This window comes from Faecalicatena contorta (genome assembly GCF_001404335.1).
Taxonomy (GTDB): Bacteria; Bacillota; Clostridia; order Lachnospirales; family Lachnospiraceae; genus Faecalicatena; species Faecalicatena contortus_B.
In genome coordinates this window covers 1-18,867 of record NZ_CYZU01000016.1, presented here as the reverse complement: position 1 = coordinate 18,867, position 18,867 = coordinate 1, and the positions used below count along the sequence as shown (strand labels likewise).

Here is an 18,867-nt window from a genome sequence, read left to right as displayed (position 1 = left end):
TCACTTCCCTTTATATATTTCATGAAGCTTTCCCAAGTGGATAAGTGCACTCTCAATCTCATGGTAACACTTATCTTTTGCACTTACTCTGGCTATTACGACTATATCAAGTCCACTTTGGAAATGTTCTTCTAAAAGCCGATAACTTTCTCGGATCAACCTTGTCAGATGATGCCTGACAACACTGTTCCCCACTTTTTTACTAACGGAAATACCGAGCCTGTTTTTATCCAGCCCATTTTCCTTCACATACATCACAAGATACTTATTAGCATAAGATCTTCCGCTTTTATAAACAATTTGAAAGTCCTTATTTTTTTTCAAAGATTCGGAAAATTTCATTGAATTCCCTTTGCCTTTTTCTTTTATAAATAGAAGAAAAGGCCACATAGATGCGGCCTAAGCTGATAACTGTTTTCTTCCTTTTGCTCTTCTGGCAGCTAAAACTTTTCTTCCGCCTGGTGTGCTCATTCTTGCTCTAAAGCCATGAACTTTTGCTCTCTGTCTTTTCTTTGGCTGAAATGTCATTTTCATTGCAGATACACCTCCCTTTGATTGATATACTTATTATAAAGTATTACAATTATTATCACTTTCGCCTGCCGTCTTTGTGAAAAAATATATACCTATATAATACACAAAAAAGACACTGCTCTTAATTATATTCAAAAAAGGGGGGGAAGTCAAGCTATTATGGGGAATTTTATGCGAAATCTGGGGGATTTGGGTGAGGGGGCGCTAAGGAAGAGGTGTGGCTTGCTCCTGGGGGAGTGTGTATGCTGATTCAAATCCCGGCCGTTCACGAAGAAGATGTAAACGAAAAAACAGGTAAAATTGAGGGCAAAATTTGTTTTGGTAAAACAAATTTTGCCCTCAATTTTACCTGTTTTTTCGCTAACATCTTCTAACGCTTACTTTGAGGGATTCTGAATCAGCATACACACTCCCCCAGGAGCAAGCCACACCTCTTCCTTAGCTGGGTTCATCCAATCGGCAGGATTGCGGTAGGGTGGCGGATGAATAGCTTATGGTTACTTCATACGGGAGCAGTGGATCTGCCCTGACGACGCGGAGCTGAGATCTGTATTTTATACAAAGCTTCCTATAACTCGTGTTTTAACCTGTGGTGCTGTTGCATGGCTACTGAATAAATTATCCCCCCATATAACCTAATCCTTACAGACGACTCCCAAGTACAACTTAAAATTTTTTTAAACACACATTAACAATCCGCACAACCAGTTACCATCCGCTGCCCCGTCCGAACCCTACCCACTAAGAATCATACCTTCCCTCTTGATGCACCTAGCTCTATGAAAGGATGTGAGGGGTGCTGCAGCCGGGGCTGGTTTCCTCCGGGAGTGTGTATGGCTTTTGAAAGTCCTTATAACGCGATTAGAAACAGTTACAGAGAAAATGTGGGAAATAGAGGGCAGAATTTGTTTTACCAAAACAAATTCTGTTGCCGCCGGCGGCCTAAAATCATCAAGATTTTAGGCCAACTGCGGCATGTCCCTCTATTTCCCACATTTTGTCTGTTACTGTTTCTTATCAAGTGGTGCGGACTTTCAAAAGCCATACACACTCCCGGAGGAAACCAGCCCCGGCTGCAGCACCCCTCACATCCTTTTATAGAGCGTCCCCCCATCCGTTCACTCACAAGTTCGTTCTCTAATTCTTATGTGGATAAACTGTGGATAAGTGTTGGATAAGGTGTTGATTAAATTTTATTTTTGATTTTAACCCATGCAAATATACGCGTTTAAATTGTTCATAAAGTTATACACATCATTTCTCATTGCTTCTCATACCGTTTTGATGTAAAATGTAATAGAGAGATTTTGCGTTCATATCTCTCTATTATATTGATTAGGAGTACTGTCGATGAACATTGTAGTTGAAAATTGGGAGCAGATTTTAAACAAAATGAAGGACGAATATTGCTCATCTAATATTTCATACAATACGTGGATTGCGCCGCTTACTGTATATGAAGTTACCGATGACACTGTCTATATTCTTGTAAAACTCAAAGCCAGCCTGGAACATATAGAAGAGAAATATCTCCTTCCTTTTAAAGTGTGTATTGCAGAAGTTACAGGCACTGAGTTTGAAATCTCTTTTGTTACTGAAGATAATGTCATCATCCAGGAAAAGAAAGAAAATGTCATAAAGAATAAAAAGTCAAATGCTATCTTTGAGAATGCGAATCTCAATGCTAAATATACATTTGATACTTTTGTTGTGGGCAGTAATAATAATTTCGCACATGCTGCGTCTCTTGCGGTTGCAGAATCGCCCGGAGAGATTTACAACCCTCTTTTTATATATGGAGGTGTCGGACTGGGGAAGACTCATCTGATGCATTCGGTTGCACACTTTATACTTGAAAATGACCCTTCCAAGAAGGTCCTGTATGTGACAAGTGAGACATTTACAAATGAATTGATCGATGCCTTAAAAATAGGTAAAAACGGCAATGAACTTGCCATGACTACTTTCCGTGAAAAATACCGAAATAACGATGTGCTTCTGATTGATGATATCCAGTTTATAATAGGTAAGGAAAGTACACAGGAAGAATTTTTCCATACGTTTAACCATCTCCATGTATCAGGGAAGCAGATTATTATCTCCAGTGATAAGCCTCCGAAGGATATCGAGACACTGGAAGCACGGCTCCGCACCCGTTTTGAATGGGGACTGATTGCGGATATTTCCTCACCTGATTATGAGACCAGGATGGCCATTCTCAGGAAGAAAGAGGAACTGGACGGACTGGAACGTTATCACATTCCGGATGAAGTCCTTCAATATATTGCGAATAATATTAAATCCAATATCAGGGAACTGGAAGGCTCCCTGAACAAGCTGATCGCCTTATCCAACCTGGAGAAGAAACCGATCGACATTCCTCTGGCCGCAGAAGCGCTGAAGGACATGATTTCGCCCGATGCTAACCGGACGATTACTCCGGAACTGATTATCGATGTTGTATCCGAACATTTTAATGTACCCATTGCTGAATTGAAGGGGAAAAAAAGAAATGCTGAGATCGTACTTCCCCGTCAGATTGTAATGTACCTCTGCCGTGCGATGACGGATACCCCCCTTAAGACTGTAGGGATTATCCTGGGAGGCAAGGATCACGCTTCTGTCAGCCATGGAGTTAAGAAGATCGCACATGACCTTACAGTTGACGAGGCTCTGAACAACACTGTTAACATTATTAAGAAGAAGATAAATCCTATCTAATATGGATAAATTGTGGATAACCATGTTAAAATGATGTGAATTATGAGGTTAATAAAAAAATTAAGGAGTTTGAGGAGTTTTTTATCCCCATCTTGTCCCAACACTTTCCAGTGGATGTCTACACAGTTTTCAGTATGGACAACCCCTTAATTTTAAAGGCTTTGAAGCACTTATGAACTTATTCACAGCCCCTATTACGAAGAAGACGGAATTGATTTATATATTTATCTATAAAAAACGCGGTGGAAAGTTTTTTCACCACACCCATCGAAAGGAGTTACCGACATATGAAAATCGTTTGTTCAAAATCTAACCTGGTTAAAGGTGTCAGCATTGTATCCAAAGCTGTACCATCCAAAACTACAATGCCTATTCTGGAATGTATTCTGATCGATGCATCTACAGATGTCATTAAACTGACTGCGAATGATATGGAACTTGGAATTGAGACAAGCATCGAAGGTGATATTGTAGAGAGAGGAATCATAGCCCTGAATGCAAGAATATTTTCAGAGATCGTCAGGAAGCTTCCTGACAATGATGTAACCATTGAGACCGATACGGATAATCAGACAATGATTACCTGTGAAAAAGCGAAGTTCAATATTGCCGCACAGTCGGGAGAAGATTTTTCATACCTGCCCGTGATTGAAAAAGAGGACTACATTACCGTCTCTGAGTTTACGCTGAAAGAAGTCATACGTCAGACGATCTTTTCCATCGCAGACAACGATACAAACAAGATGATGACAGGCGAACTGTTCGAGATCGAAGAGAATATCCTGAAGGTGGTCTCTCTGGACGGCCACAGAATCTCGATCCGTAAGATTGAGTTAAAGGAAAACTATGCGCCGAAAAAGGTGATCGTACCGGGAAAGACACTGCAGGAGATCAGCAAGATCATAGGCGGTGAGGCAGAAGCGGATGTAGACATTTCGTTTACAAAGAACCACATTGTGTTTGAGTTTGATAAGACAGTGGTAGTATCCAGGCTGATCGAAGGAGATTATTTTAAGATTGACCAGATGCTCTCCAGCGATTATGAGACAAAAGTAAGAATGAACAAGAAAGAGCTTCTGGACTGTATTGACAGAGCCACCCTTCTGATCAAGGAGGGAGACAAGAAGCCGATTATCATTGATATCCGGGACGAGTCCATGGAACTTAAGATCAAGTCTCAGATCGGATCCATGGATGAGGAGATCTTTATCACAAAAGAGGGGAAGGATCTGATGATCGGGTTTAATCCTAAGTTCCTGATCGATGCCCTGAGAGTCATTGATGATGAGGAGGTTGACCTGTATTACATGAATGCAAAGGCGCCATGTTTTATCAAGGATGAAAAACAAAGTTATATTTATTTGATTCTTCCGGTTAATTTTAACGCGGTGTAACAGGTCAGACAGGCTTTCACTGTTACAGCACGGTTGCATAATAAATGGGGACGTGGCCCTTTTATCCAGATATAAGGCGCGGCAGTTTTAGGCCGGGATAAAAGGGCGGCGTCCCCAATGGGGTTATCGAAAGGACAGAAAGGATTCGGAATGGAGATTATAAAGTTACGTGAAAGCGATGAATTTATCAAGCTGGGACAGGCACTGAAAGCGGCCGGGCTTGTGGATTCCGGAGTGGAGGCAAAAGAGGCTGTCCAGGACGGATTGGTAAAGGTGAACGGAGAGACGGACACCAGAAGAGGGCGCAAATTATACGATGGAGACAGGGTGGAATTTGACGGCCAGGAAATAAAAATTGAAAAATAGTCTGAAAAAGTGTAAAATAATCGTGTCAGTTCAGATAGGTCTGCGCATTTACTGCGCTGACCGTACGAAAACATGGTGGTTGCAGGCATACAGCGCTTCGCCGCAGGCGAATTTCAATGTGCTGGATGCGTAACAGTTCAGGCCTGCCTGAACTGTTACAAATAATTACATGCTGATGGAGAAATTATGGTAATCAAATCTTTAAAACTAAAGAATTACAGGAATTACGAATTGTTGGATTTGACCTTTGATCCCAAGACAAATATTCTCTACGGCGACAATGCACAAGGCAAGACGAATGTACTGGAAGCCCTGTATTTGTCCGGGACTACCAAATCTCACAGAGGTACAAAAGACAGGGATTTGATTCAGTTTGGACGTGATGAAGCACATCTGGAGACCATTGTTGAGAAAAGGGGAATAGAATATCAGATCGATATGCATCTGAAAAAGAACAGCCCCAAAGGGATTGCCATCAATAAGATTCCGATCCGCAAAGCAAGTGAATTGTTTGGAATTATTCATTTTGTATTTTTTTCTCCGGAAGACTTGAACATTATCAAGGACGGGCCTTCCGGAAGAAGAAGATTTATCGATCTGGAATTGTCGCAGCTTGATAAAGTATATCTCAGCAATCTTTCTAACTATAATCGAATTATTAATCAGAGAAATTCCTTACTCAAAGACATTTACAAACAGGAGAATCTTGTGGAAACGTTGGATATCTGGGATATGCAATTGGTTGAGTACGGAACAAAAGTAATGGAGAGCCGGAAGCGGTTCATAGAAGAAGTGAATGAAATCATCTCTGATATCCACTATAAATTAACTGGCGGAAAGGAGCATATCACTCTTTCCTACGAATGCAGCGTCGGAAACCTTAGCCTGGAACAGGCTCTGAAGAAAAACAGGGACAGGGATATGAGGCTGAAAAGCACCTCTGTGGGCCCGCACAGGGATGATCTTTGTTTTATGGCGGGCAGCCTGGATATCCGCAGGTTTGGGTCACAGGGGCAGCAGCGGACGGCAGCTTTGTCGCTGAAGCTCTCCGAGATAGAACTGGTCAGGTCACTGATCAGGGATACGCCTGTATTATTATTGGACGATGTATTGTCTGAACTGGATAAACACAGGCAAAACTATTTACTGGATAGTATTCATGATATACAAACGGTAATCACATGTACTGGATTAGATGAGTTTGTGAATCATCGATTTTCTATTAATAAAATTTTCCATGTAAAAAATGGACAGGTAGCAAAAGAAAATTAGGAGGTTTTTAAATGGGTGCAACAGGTACAGAATTTGATACTGAATATGGAGCAGATCAGATCCAGATATTAGAGGGATTGGAAGCGGTAAGAAAAAGGCCGGGGATGTACATCGGAAGCACTTCGTCAAGAGGACTTCACCATCTGGTATATGAGATTGTAGACAACGCTGTGGATGAGGCGCTGGCAGGATATTGTGATACAATCTTTGTAAGTATAAATGAGGGCAACTCCATCACGGTTATTGATAACGGGCGTGGTATTCCTGTGGGGATCAATCATAAGGCCGGGCTTCCTGCGGTAGAGGTTGTATTTACAATTCTGCATGCGGGGGGAAAGTTTGGCGGCGGGGGTTACAAGGTATCGGGAGGCCTGCACGGTGTGGGAGCTTCGGTTGTAAACGCATTGTCGCAGTGGCTGGAAGTAGAGATCTACAATGAGGGTAAGATCTACAGGCAGAGATACGAGCGTGGAAAAGTTGTGGAAAAGCTGCGGGTAGTCGGAGAATGTGAGGCCGATAAGAGCGGAACTAAAGTAACATTTCTGCCGGATGATGAGATTTTTGAGGAAACGATTTTTGATTATGATACATTAAAGCAGCGTTTTCGCGAGATGGCTTTCCTGACTAGAGGACTGCGGATTGTACTTAGGGATGAGCGCGGGGAAGAGCTTGTGGAGAAGAATTTCCACTACGAGGGCGGGATCAAGGAGTTCGTCACTTATTTGAACCGCAGTAAAACAGCTCTTTACGACCAGATTATATACTGTGAGGGAATGAAGGATAATGTAGCCGTTGAGGTTGCCATGCAGCACAATGATTCCTACAGTGACAATACTTATGGCTTTGTAAATAATATTACGACGCCGGAGGGCGGTACCCATATAGTGGGATTCCGTAATGCTTTGACGAAAACTTTTAATGATTATGCGAGAAAAAATAAGCTGCTCAAAGACAGTGAGCCGAATCTATCCGGTGAGGATATCAGGGAAGGTCTGACTGCGATCATCAGTGTAAAGATTGAGGATCCTCAGTTTGAGGGACAGACCAAGCAGAAGCTGGGCAATAGTGAGGCGCGCGGCGCTGTGGACAGTATTGTGAGTACCCAGCTGGAGATTTTCCTGGAGCAGAACCCAAATGTTGCGAAAATGACTGTCGAAAAGTCAGTGATGGCGCAGCGTGCAAGGGAGGCAGCCAGAAAAGCAAGGGATCTTACCAGAAGAAAATCTGCCCTGGAGGGAATGTCCCTGCCGGGTAAACTTGCCGACTGCTCGGACAAGGACCCGAAAAACTGCGAGATTTACATCGTAGAGGGTGATTCTGCCGGCGGTTCCGCGAAAACCGCCAGAGACAGATCCACTCAGGCTATCCTGCCGCTGAGGGGAAAGATTCTGAATGTGGAGAAGGCAAGGCTGGACAAGATTTATGGAAATGCGGAGATCAAAGCGATGATCACTGCATTTGGCACGGGAATACATGAGGATTTTGATATTACGAAGCTTCGGTACCATAAGATTATCATTATGACTGATGCCGACGTGGATGGGGCGCATATCAGCACTTTGTTATTGACATTTTTATATCGTTTTATGCCGGATCTGATCAAAGACGGTTATGTGTATCTGGCGCAGCCGCCGCTGTACAAGCTGGAAAAGAACAAAAAGGTATGGTATGCATACAGTGATGAGGAACTGAGCCAGATTCTTTCAGAAGTGGGACGTGACGGAAACAACAAGATACAGCGCTATAAAGGTCTTGGAGAGATGGATGCGGAACAGCTGTGGGAGACCACCATGGATCCGGAACACAGAATACTGCTGAGGGTGACGATGGACGAGGAGACGTCTTCAGAGCTTGACCTGACTTTCACTACGCTGATGGGAGACAAAGTAGAGCCAAGGCGGGAATTTATCGAAGAGAATGCGAAGTATGTGCAGAATCTGGATATCTAATCTTAGATTGCAGGGAAAGTACTGATTACAGATCAGCATCGAATAATTAAGGGTCCGGCAGAACGGACTATTTGTCTGCCGGAAAACCTCCAAAGGAAAGGATATAAAAATGGAAGATAATATTTTTGATAAAGTCCATGAAGTTGATTTGAAAAAGACCATGGAAAATTCTTATATCGACTATGCCATGAGTGTAATAGCTGCCCGTGCCCTGCCCGATGTAAGAGACGGGCTGAAGCCTGTACAGAGAAGAATTCTGTACTCTATGATCGAATTGAATAACGGACCAGACAAGCCGCATCGTAAATGTGCGCGTATTGTCGGTGATACGATGGGTAAGTATCACCCCCACGGCGACAGTTCCATCTACGGGGCGCTGGTAAATCTGGCCCAGGAATGGTCTACCAGATATCCGCTTGTTGACGGCCACGGTAACTTTGGTTCTGTGGACGGCGACGGCGCCGCTGCCATGCGTTATACGGAGGCCCGTCTCAGTAAGATTTCCATGGAGATGACGGCGGATATCAACAAGGATACCGTTGATTTTACACCGAACTTTGATGAGACGGAAAAAGAGCCGACCGTGCTGCCGGCCAGATTTCCGAATCTTCTTGTCAATGGAACGTCAGGTATCGCAGTAGGAATGGCGACAAATATCCCACCCCACAACTTGAGGGAGGTTATCAGCGCGGTTGTAAGAATCATTGACGACCAGATTGAAGAGAACGGCGATACAGCCATAGAAGACATTTTAAAGATCGTTAAGGGACCGGATTTTCCGACAGGTGCGGAGATTCTGGGAACAAGAGGTATTGAGGAAGCATATAGAACCGGACGCGGCAAGATCCGTGTGCGTGCAATTACGAACATTGAGCCTATGGCAAACGGGAAGAACCGGATTATTGTCACAGAGCTGCCTTATATGGTCAATAAAGCCAGATTAATTGAAAAGATGGCTGAGCTTGTGCGGGATAAGAAAATCGATGGAATCACAGACCTTAGTGACCAGTCAAACCGTGAAGGAATGAGAATCTGTATTGAACTGCGCCGGGATGTGAATCCGAATGTTATTCTGAATCAGCTGTACAAACATACACATCTGCAGGATACATTTGGCGTTATTATGCTTGCGCTTGTAAATAATGAGCCAAGGGTTATGAATATTCTGGATATGCTGCGGCTTTATCTGAAGCATCAGGAGGAAGTTGTAACCAGAAGAACAAAGTATGAACTGAATAAGGCAGAAGAGCGTGCGCATATTTTAAAGGGGTTACTTATTGCGCTGGATCATATCGATGAAGTTATTAAGATCATCAGGGGATCTAAGAACGTTCAGATCGCAAAAGAAGAATTGATTGCCAGATTTGATTTAACGGAAGTGCAGGCACAGGCCATTGTGGATATGCGGCTCCGTGCGCTGACAGGTCTGGAAAGAGAGAAGCTGGAAAGTGAATATGAAGAGCTGATGAAGAAAATCGGCGAATTAAAGGCAATTCTGGCCGACAGAAAGCTGCTTCTCGGTGTGATCCGGGAAGAGATTCTGCTTATTTCTGAAAAGTACGGGGATGAGAGAAGAACCTCCATCGGCTTTGATGAATTTGACATATCCATGGAAGATCTGATACCAAGGGAAAATATTGTCATTACTATGACCAGGCTCGGATATATCAAGCGTATGACCATGGATACCTTCAAGAGCCAGAACAGGGGCGGCAAGGGAATTAAGGGAATGCAGACGCTGGAGGAGGATTATATCAAGGAATTATTTATTACCTCCACCCATCACTATATCATGTTCTTTACCAATACAGGACGTGTATACAGGATCAAGGGATACGAGATTCCGGAGGCCAGCAGGACTGCGAGAGGAACCGCTATTATTAATATCCTGCAGCTGATGCCGGATGAGAAGATCACGGCTATGATTCCGATCCAGGAGTATGAGGATGGGAAGTTCTTGTTTATGGCAACAGAGAAGGGACTTGTGAAAAAGACTCCGATTACCGATTATGCAAATGTTAGAAAGACAGGGCTTGCAGCGATCACGCTGCGCGAGGACGACAGGCTGATTGAGGTAAAGATTACGGATAATGAGGAAGATATTGTACTGGTAACTAAATATGGCCAGTGTATTAGATTTAATGAAAAGGATGTCCGGGCGACAGGAAGAACTTCCATGGGTGTCCGCGGCATGAACTTAAGCGACAGGGATGAAGTCATTGCAATGCAGATGAGCACCCAGGGCAGCGATCTCCTCATTGTATCGGAAAAGGGGATGGGCAAGCGCACCAGCTTGGAAGAATTTACAACACAGAACCGCGGCGGTAAGGGAGTGAAGTGCTACAAGATAACCGAGAAGACAGGCAATGTAGTGGGAATGAAGGCCGTGAATGAGGATAACGAGGTTATGATTATCAACACGGAAGGCATTATTATCCGTATGCAGTGTGCGGATATATCGGCTCTTGGACGAGTGACATCAGGAGTAAAACTGATTAACCTTGCCGAGGGGGATACTGTGGCGAGTGTAGCTAAGGTAAGAAAAGCATCCGCGGAGATTGACGGAGAAAAGGTAGAAATCTCTGAGGATGATGAGGAGGAGATTCAAGAATAAACTTCCGGGAGGTCGGCTGAAGGGACGCTTTCCGGAGTCGTGAAAGGGATATCCCGGATGCTTCATTCGAAGATAACTGCCGCTAATCAAAAGAAAAGCCAGCATGATGAACATCGCCGACAAACACGGGAATGCAGGATGCATTCCCGTATAAGTCGGCTTACAAGCAGGACTTGTGGTCCTGCTTGTAGTTCATATGCTGGCTTTTCTTTTGATGAAGCGGCAGTTATCTTCGAATGAAGCATCCGGGATATCCCTTTCACGACTCCGGAAAGCTGGTGCATCAGGACGGGAAAGTTGAATTCTTTGGATGGTTCTCTGCGCTGGCAGGGGCGGGAGAGGCGGATTGTTGATGGATTTTCGGATCGATTCGTTATTGGGAATAATGTTTATTGAGTGAGATTATATTCAGTTATATATTTTTGGTGTGGGGTTTGGTATACTTAAGAAGATTGGAATAGTATTTGTGGATGTTTTTAGCATTATATTCTGAGATTACTCATTCAGGGAAAGGAGGAAACGTCATGCGTTTAAGCCTAATAAAGCGAGGGGTGTTTAGCGGGAAGATTCTTTTTGTAAAGGTGATTATGTTTTTTCTGTATCGTGGAATGAAGACTTTATATAAGTATGATAGCAGAGTCTGCAAAGAAATTGAGGGCTGGCCTATAGGAAGGACGATTGTTCTTACTGTATCAAAAAGGGGACCAAAGCTTTGTTTAAAAAAAATATCCAGTGGTATACTGCGTTCCGAAAATATCGAGGATCCGGATATTCTTATCTCATTTAAAAGTATTGACGGTGCATTTCTGGTATTTTCCGGACAGATTGGGATTACAGAGGCTTATGCTCAGCATCGTTTTATGGTGAAGGGGGATATTGCCGAGATTATGTCTATTGTAAGGTGTATTGAATTGGCCGAAGTATATTTGTTTCCTAAAATAATTACAAAAAGAATACTGCGTAGAGTACCTGGTAAACAACTGGGAAGTTTTCGGGTATATTGCCATTCATTATTGGGATTTTAGAATAAAGACTCAAGTAGACTCTTTGAGTATTCATAGCGGGTTGTCGTTATGCTCCGAATGACCGATTTCTTTGGTGCACCGATGCGGTCTGCGGGGATAAATATGTTATTGTGAAATAAAAGTTATCAACATTTATATTGCTAAAAAACGGAGTAATTCACATATAGTATGTGGAAAACCCTGGAAAATTGTGGAAAAGTCGATTTTATTTTAAATTTTGATGAGATTTAGGAGGAAAACTCGTGCTGCCAACGTATTATGAATTTCAGAATTCAACAAAAATTTTATCCGGAAAGTATGCGCTTGAAAACATTACCTATGAACTAAAGGGACTGGGGGCATCCAGACCTATTTTGTTATCCGGCAGGATTCTCGAGAAAGTAGGATCTCTAAAGAAGGTAACCAACGCAATTGCTTCTACAGGAATGGAGCCGGGGGCTGTTTTTACGGATATCCCTGCAGATTCTTCGGTTGAAGTTGTGAATAAAATCGGGAAAAAATATAAAGAAGCGGCCTGTGACAGCATCATAGCCGTAGGCGGAGGTTCTATTATAGATACTGCAAAGGGCGTAGAAATGCTGATATCCCAGGAGGCAGAGGATTTGCTGGAACTGCAGGGCTGCGAGTCCCTGATTCGAGGAAAACATATCCCTTTTATCGCAGTGCCGACTACATCGGGAACCGGTTCAGAGACAACACTCGTAGCTGTGATTAAAAATATAGAAAAGTCCGTAAAAATGGAGTTTATATCAAACTATCTGTTACCGGATGCAGCGGTACTGGATCCCCGAATGACGGAAACGCTTCCGCCGAAAACGGCAGCTTCGACAGGTTTTGATGCATTATGCCATGCAATAGAAGCATTCAGCTGTACTCAAAAAAATCCACTGAGCGATGCCTATGCTGCCGCTGCAATAAAACTGATTTCAGAAAATCTGGTGACCACCATAAAAGACGGAAAAAATATTGAGGCAAGACTTGCAATGGCAAACGCATCCACTATGGCCGGTGCAGCATTCTCCAATTCCATGGTAGGAGCGGTTCATGCAATCGGACATGCACTGGGCGGAGTCTGTAAAGTACCCCATGGAAATGCCATGGCCATTTTGCTGCCATATTGTATGTTATATAATTATAAACAATTGGGAGATATATACGGAGAATTGCTTCTATACCTGGAGGGGCCGGAAGTGTATGCCAGAACTTCTGCAGAAAAGAGAAGTGAAGAGGCTATAAAATCCGTTAGAAAACTCGAACGCAGACTTCATAAGCTATGTGGACTGCCCATGACACTAAAAGAAGTAAAAGTAGAGAAAAAAGATTTTGATGCAGTGGCAAAAACAGCATTGAATGACGGGGCTATGCTTTTAAATCCGGCTGCAGTGGATTATGAGGACGTCATCATGATATTAAACCAAGCTTATGAGTAAAGGGGTCTGACCCCTTTGCATACTATTTTCAGAATATTCTCAAAATTTATTTGCTTTTTTAAATATGAAATAGAGATGCAATTAAAAAGCGGGTACAGAATGCCTTATTTAGATAAGGCAGGAAGTACTCGTTTTTCATTTTAAATTTACGATTAATTTACTACCATTACGAATAATTAACTGTGTATTTATAAATAAACAGTAAGTAAATAGTATTTTCCGGGATTTAGCTTTCCGGTATTTATGGCCGTATTAGTCAATAACTTAGCTATATTTACTTTATAATAATAAAAATATATTGTTATTCGATAAAAATATATTGAAATACAGTTTTAATAATGATATAATCCATAAAAAGAACTATTGGAAAATTACACAGAATTTGGAAAGGATTGAATTTTATGAAGCAGGAAAAGCTGATCAGATTTACAAGTGGATTTTTAGGTTTTATGTTTTATGCAGGAATTATTGTACTGGCGGGTCTCCCATTTATATTAAAACTGGCAGGCAGGTATTATTATGCAGAAATAGAAGTACAATTTTGGCCCATGTTAATTACTGTTGCTCTTGCAGGTGTCTGTGGCCTTATCATTGTGCATCAGCTGAGAAGGATGATAAAGACAGTGATCAAAAAAGACTGTTTTGTGGATAACAATGTAAAAAGTCTGAGTATGATGGGAAAAGTAAGTTTTATTATTTCTGTGCTATTTGTAATAAAGTTATTTTTTCTACCCACTCCTGCAACGTATGTCGTTATTCTGACCTTTTTTATAGCCGGACTGTTCAGCCATGTTCTGGCCTGTGTTTTTAAAGAAGCTGTACGTTTTAAAAACGAAAATGATCTGACCATTTAAGCGGAATATATTACAGGAGGAAAAGGATGTCAATTATAGTAAATTTGGATGTTATGATGGCTAAAAGAAAAATAAGCGTGACCGAGCTGGCACAGGAGATCGATATTACAATGGCCAATCTTTCGATATTAAAAAATAATAAAGCAAAGGCCGTCAGATTTACCACTTTGGACGCTATATGCAAAGCTTTAAAATGTCAGCCCGGAGATATTCTGGAATATGTAGAGGATGAAGAATAGCCGAGCGGGCCCCGATGTTGACGAAAACTTTCGGTAAATAAGGAAAGGAGCACTCATTATGGAAACATTATCAGTCAGTAAACTCGAGGAGAATTATCTCTATACAGGATGTATGTGTGGGATCTACGGTTTTATCTTTACATTCTGTCTGTATAAGAATCTGTCAGGAGTTACATTCCCTGTCATTGTTGCCGTAACAATTGCCACAGCGTTTATGTTTTTAAAAAGAATGGGAATAACAGTGAAGAAAAATTTTTATATTTACGCAGCTGGGATGATGCTGCTGGGAATTTCTACCCCGCTGACAATGAATAAATTTTTTCACTTTTTTAACTGGATCGGAATTATACTGCTTTTTATGTCTGGCATGATTCAACAGGTAAACGAGCAGGGAAACTGGAGCTTTCAGAAGTATATGGTATCTATTTTGATGCTGGCGGGAAAGACGATTGCTTCGGTATGTGATCCCTTTATTCATGGAATCAGATATAGAAAAAATAGGGTAAAAAAAGAAAGCAGATATTTCAAACCGATTATTCTTGGGTGTGCGTGTGCAGCCGGGCTGTTAGTAATTGTCCTTCCGCTTCTTGTATACTCAGATAAAATTTTTGCGGTGTTTTTCGGCCGTTTTACGGGATGGTTCAGATTTGGGGCTGAGCTGGGAGTAATTTTGACATTTCTGGCAGGCTATATTCTGATGTATGCATTTCTTTCAGGAATATCAGCACTAAATATAAAAGAGAAAGAAAATGTAAAACAGCTTTCTTTAAATTCTGTTACAGGGATTACATTTTCAGGGATACTTGCCGTTATATATGTATTTTACTCTGCGATTCAGATATTATTTTTGTTTTTACGGTTTGAAAGTGGTCTGCCAGAAAGCGTCACATATTCACAGTATGCGCATGCGGGATTCTGGCAGCTGCTGGCGGTCAGCATTATTAACTTCATCACTGTGTTAATCTGTGTTAGTATTTTTGAAGAAAATAGAATTTTGAAAATTATTCTTATGATAATTTCTGTATGCACATGTATTATGACTCTTTCCGCAGCTTACAGGATGATTCTTTATGTAAGAGCTTACCATCTTACGTTTTTAAGAGTTCTGGTTCTTTGGTTCCTTGGGGTGCTTCTGCTGATTATGCTGGGGGTTATGCTGAGTATTATACGAAAGAAGTTTCAATTATTCAAATATATCATGGTCGTGGTAGCAGTTTGCTATATTGCGCTGTCATTTACAAAAGTGGATAAACTGACGGCACAATATAATGTCAGACACTGGGAGCAGATTTCGGAGGTAGATATGATGCACCTTATGTTTGCCAGCTCCCTGGATACCGCACCAGTTGTGGTTCAGGCTGCTGAAAAGGCAGTGGGTAATCCGGAATACTGGGATGGGAGACTGGAACAGTATTTTCAGTGGATTCAGAAGCAGGATATGTCCCTGAGAACCTGGAATTTTTCAAAAGCCAGCGCTAAGGAAGCTGCAGCAGAATATCTGCGTTGACACTGCACTGTCTTTAAAATACCTTATTTTGCAGCTTAACTGAAGATCTGCTCTCCTTCCCGACAGCCCCTTCTCTTCTCAAATTTAAGATAAGTTTCCTCCACCACTATTTTCTTTTTTATAAAATTATATTATAATAAGAAAAGTTGTGAATTAAAAAAAATGAAATGATTAAATAGTGCAGGAGGAATCATGGTACGGTCAATTAATGTTGAGGAAATCACTAAAAATATAAAAGAAATGTGTATTGAAGCAAATCACTATCTGTCACCTGATATGGATGCGGCGATGAAGCATGCAGAGCAGACAGAAAAATCCCCTCTTGGAAAACAAATACTGGGACAGCTACAGGAGAATCTGGAGATTGCTGCGCAGGATATGATTCCAATCTGCCAGGATACAGGCATGGCAGTGATATTTCTGGAGATTGGCCAGGACGTGCATCTGGAGGGAGGACTTCTGGAAGATGCAGTCAACGAAGGTGTGCGCCAGGGATACACAGAAGGTTTTCTGAGAAAGTCCGTGGTAAATGATCCCTTAATCCGTGAAAATACAAAAGATAATACACCTGCTATTATCCATACAAAAATAACAGCAGGAGACAAAGTAAAAATAAAAGTAGCACCGAAAGGATTCGGAAGTGAAAACATGAGCCGAGTCTTTATGTTGAAACCTGCTGAAGGAATAGAAGGTGTTAAGAAAGCCGTATTAACAGCGGTAAAAGATGCAGGTCCTAATGCCTGCCCTCCAATGGTAGTCGGCGTAGGCATCGGCGGAACATTTGAAAAATGCGCATTGATGGCAAAAGAAGCCCTCACCCGGGAAGTAGGAACACATTCCGATATCCCATATGTAAAAGAATTGGAAGAAGAATTATTAAAAAAGATAAACAGGCTGGGAATCGGGCCGGGCGGCCTAGGTGGAACCACCACAGCACTTGGGGTTCATATCAATACCTATGCAACGCATATTGCCGGGCTGCCGGTTGGAATTAATATCTGCTGTCATGTGAACAGGCATGTAGTCCGGGAGTTGTAAAAGGGTCTGACCCCTTTGCTTACCTTTTTCAGAATATTCTTAAAATTCACCAGGGAGGGATATATATTATGGATAAACATATCACAGCACCCATTAAGAAGGAAGTATCAAAATCGCTGCATGCAGGCGACTATGTATACATAACGGGCACAATCTATACGGCCCGCGATGCAGCTCATAAAAGAATGTATGAGATACTGGGAGAGGGAAAGTCTCTTCCTATAGATATTGAGAATCAGGTGATTTACTATATGGGGCCTTCACCTGCAAGGGAAGGGCGCCCTATCGGTTCGGCAGGTCCTACAACTGCAAGCCGGATGGATAAATACGCACCTCAGCTTCTGGATCTGGGGCTCGGTGCTATGATTGGAAAAGGAAAAAGGAGCCAGGAGGTGATTGAAGCGGTTATAAGAAATGATTCCGTTTACTTTGCAGCAGTAGGAGGGGCAGGAGCCCTTCTTTCAAAATGTATTACCAGCTCAGAAGTGGTTGCCTATGATGATCTGGGGACTGAGGCAATCCGCAGGCTGACTGTAGAAAATTTTCCTGTTATCGTTGTAATTGACAGTGAAGGCAGTAATTTGTATGAAACTGCCATCAAAGAATATTGTATAGAAGACTAATTATTGTGTTTAAATTAGAAAAATCATGGAAAAACTAAGAGCTGAGAGGAAAATGTAATGAAACGTATATTGCTGATGGTGTTCCGAAATATCATCCTGGTTCCATATATGTGGTGCCGCCTGTGTTATCACGCGTCACATACTGAAAAGTACACGGAGGAGGAACAGTACAGCCTGCTGAAGTTTATTGTGCTGCGTGCAAATAAAGGGGGAAATGTACGGATAGAACCTTATGGCACAGAAAATATTCCTAAAGAAAGTGGATTCATGTTTTTTCCAAACCATCAGGGCCTGTACGATGTGCTTGCTGTTCTGGAGGCCTGTCCAATGCCCTTTTCAGTGGTCGCAAAGAAGGAAATTCAGAATATCCAGTTTCTAAAACAGGTTTTTGCATGTATGAAAGCATATATGCTGGACAGGGATAATGTACGTCAGGCTATGCAGGTTATTATCGATGTATCAAATGAAGTGAAAAATGGGAGAAATTATCTGATCTTTGCAGAGGGTACCCGTTCAAAGAACGGAAACCGCATCGGGGAATTTAAGGGTGGCAGCTTCAAAGCTGCAACAAAGGCAAAATGTCCGATTGTCCCCATAGCGCTGATTGATTCATTTCGTCCATTCGATACAAATACAATCAGTAAGGTTACCGTACAGGTTCATTTCCTGAAACCATTGTACTATGATGATTATAAAAATATGAAAACAACGGAAATTGCATCCATTGTCCATGACAGAATACAGGATACAATTGACAAAAATGAGAAAAAATGAAAAAGTTGCGATTTTTCCGTTGACATAAAACAATCTGTTTAGTATAATAACTTTTGCACTGTTGGGTGCATAATTGTATATTGCCCTGCTGATATATAGAAAGCAGGTATTATTCAGAATCAGGAGAAATACTCAAGAGGCTGAAGAGGCGCCCCTGCTAAGGGTGTAGGTCGGGTGACCGGCGCGAGGGTTCAAATCCCTCTTTCTCCGTTTTGATGTTTTCCAGAACTACTGGGCCAAGCCAGTAGTTTTTGCATGTAAGTTCTACAAGAAAGTATTGTAGGAAAGCATCACTAAAAACACTAAATCTAGTATGTAAAATATGTGTTTGAAAAAAGTTGAAAAAAAGTTAAATAAACTCTTGACAGATGCATATGATTAATGATACTATGTTTAGGCTGACCCGTGAGGGACAGCAAACGACAAAAAGTACCTTGATAATTAAACAATAGACAACAAACCCTTGAAAATTTCTTATAGAGAAAATTTTTAAGAACAGCATCATAATGATGCACCCATCACTGAGA

At 41.9% G+C, this 18,867-nt stretch carries 16 protein-coding genes and 1 tRNA gene; 15 read left to right on the top strand and 2 right to left on the bottom strand.

Going from position 1 to position 18,867, the window contains the following annotated elements; all coding sequences use genetic code 11:
- Positions 1 to 342, bottom strand: a complete 342-nt coding sequence (gene rnpA, locus ARB69_RS09880) for a ribonuclease P protein component (RefSeq protein ID WP_055152924.1) — start codon at positions 340 to 342, stop codon at positions 1 to 3.
- A 57-nt stretch (positions 343 to 399) separates the two neighbouring features.
- Positions 400 to 534: a 50S ribosomal protein L34 gene (gene rpmH, locus ARB69_RS09875; protein WP_025653883.1), complete on the bottom strand. Its 135-nt coding sequence runs from the start codon at positions 532 to 534 to the stop codon at positions 400 to 402.
- Between the two features lie 1,350 nt (positions 535 to 1,884).
- Here rpmH and dnaA point away from each other — a divergent pair.
- From dnaA to ARB69_RS09800, 15 genes are all read left to right on the top strand, one after another.
- Positions 1,885 to 3,255, top strand: a complete 1,371-nt coding sequence (gene dnaA, locus ARB69_RS09870) for a chromosomal replication initiator protein DnaA (protein ID WP_050639215.1) — start codon at positions 1,885 to 1,887, stop codon at positions 3,253 to 3,255.
- Positions 3,256 to 3,542: 287 nt separating this feature from the next.
- Entirely contained in the window at positions 3,543 to 4,649 is a 1,107-nt protein-coding gene (dnaN, locus tag ARB69_RS09865) for a DNA polymerase III subunit beta (protein ID WP_050639216.1), read from the top strand.
- A gap of 150 nt (positions 4,650 to 4,799) precedes the next feature.
- Positions 4,800 to 5,015: an RNA-binding S4 domain-containing protein gene (locus ARB69_RS09860; RefSeq protein ID WP_055152922.1), complete on the top strand. Its 216-nt coding sequence runs from the start codon at positions 4,800 to 4,802 to the stop codon at positions 5,013 to 5,015.
- A 186-nt stretch (positions 5,016 to 5,201) separates the two neighbouring features.
- On the top strand, positions 5,202 to 6,287 hold the full coding sequence (gene recF / locus ARB69_RS09855) for a DNA replication/repair protein RecF (protein ID WP_050639217.1): 1,086 nt from the start codon (positions 5,202 to 5,204) through the stop codon (positions 6,285 to 6,287).
- An 11-nt stretch (positions 6,288 to 6,298) separates the two neighbouring features.
- The gene (gene gyrB, locus ARB69_RS09850; protein ID WP_055152837.1) at positions 6,299 to 8,236 is read left to right on the top strand and encodes a DNA topoisomerase (ATP-hydrolyzing) subunit B; all 1,938 of its coding nucleotides are present in this window, start codon (positions 6,299 to 6,301) and stop codon (positions 8,234 to 8,236) included.
- A gap of 109 nt (positions 8,237 to 8,345) precedes the next feature.
- Positions 8,346 to 10,850, top strand: a complete 2,505-nt coding sequence (gene gyrA, locus ARB69_RS09845) for a DNA gyrase subunit A (RefSeq protein ID WP_055152835.1) — start codon at positions 8,346 to 8,348, stop codon at positions 10,848 to 10,850.
- A gap of 524 nt (positions 10,851 to 11,374) precedes the next feature.
- Positions 11,375 to 11,875: a hypothetical protein gene (locus ARB69_RS09840; protein WP_055152833.1), complete on the top strand. Its 501-nt coding sequence runs from the start codon at positions 11,375 to 11,377 to the stop codon at positions 11,873 to 11,875.
- Positions 11,876 to 12,117: 242 nt separating this feature from the next.
- Positions 12,118 to 13,305, top strand: a complete 1,188-nt coding sequence (locus ARB69_RS09835) for an iron-containing alcohol dehydrogenase (protein ID WP_050639221.1) — start codon at positions 12,118 to 12,120, stop codon at positions 13,303 to 13,305.
- 401 nt (positions 13,306 to 13,706) lie between these two features.
- Positions 13,707 to 14,159: a DUF2975 domain-containing protein gene (locus ARB69_RS09830; protein WP_050639222.1), complete on the top strand. Its 453-nt coding sequence runs from the start codon at positions 13,707 to 13,709 to the stop codon at positions 14,157 to 14,159.
- A gap of 26 nt (positions 14,160 to 14,185) precedes the next feature.
- Positions 14,186 to 14,398 (top strand): helix-turn-helix domain-containing protein, encoded by a 213-nt coding sequence (locus ARB69_RS09825; RefSeq protein ID WP_050639223.1) that lies wholly within the window; start codon positions 14,186 to 14,188, stop codon positions 14,396 to 14,398.
- Between the two features lie 58 nt (positions 14,399 to 14,456).
- Entirely contained in the window at positions 14,457 to 15,905 is a 1,449-nt protein-coding gene (locus ARB69_RS09820; RefSeq protein WP_055152831.1) for a DUF4153 domain-containing protein, read from the top strand.
- A gap of 192 nt (positions 15,906 to 16,097) precedes the next feature.
- Entirely contained in the window at positions 16,098 to 16,943 is an 846-nt protein-coding gene (locus tag ARB69_RS09815; RefSeq protein ID WP_055152829.1) for a fumarate hydratase, read from the top strand.
- Positions 16,944 to 17,011: 68 nt separating this feature from the next.
- Positions 17,012 to 17,566 carry a Fe-S-containing hydro-lyase gene (locus ARB69_RS09810; RefSeq protein ID WP_050639226.1) on the top strand — a complete coding sequence of 185 codons (555 nt, stop codon included), beginning with the start codon at positions 17,012 to 17,014 and terminating at the stop codon, positions 17,564 to 17,566.
- Between the two features lie 57 nt (positions 17,567 to 17,623).
- Entirely contained in the window at positions 17,624 to 18,340 is a 717-nt protein-coding gene (locus ARB69_RS09805) for a lysophospholipid acyltransferase family protein (protein ID WP_025653898.1), read from the top strand.
- Between the two features lie 122 nt (positions 18,341 to 18,462).
- A tRNA-Ser gene (locus ARB69_RS09800) sits at positions 18,463 to 18,550 on the top strand.
- The last annotated feature ends 317 nt before the right edge of the window (positions 18,551 to 18,867 follow it).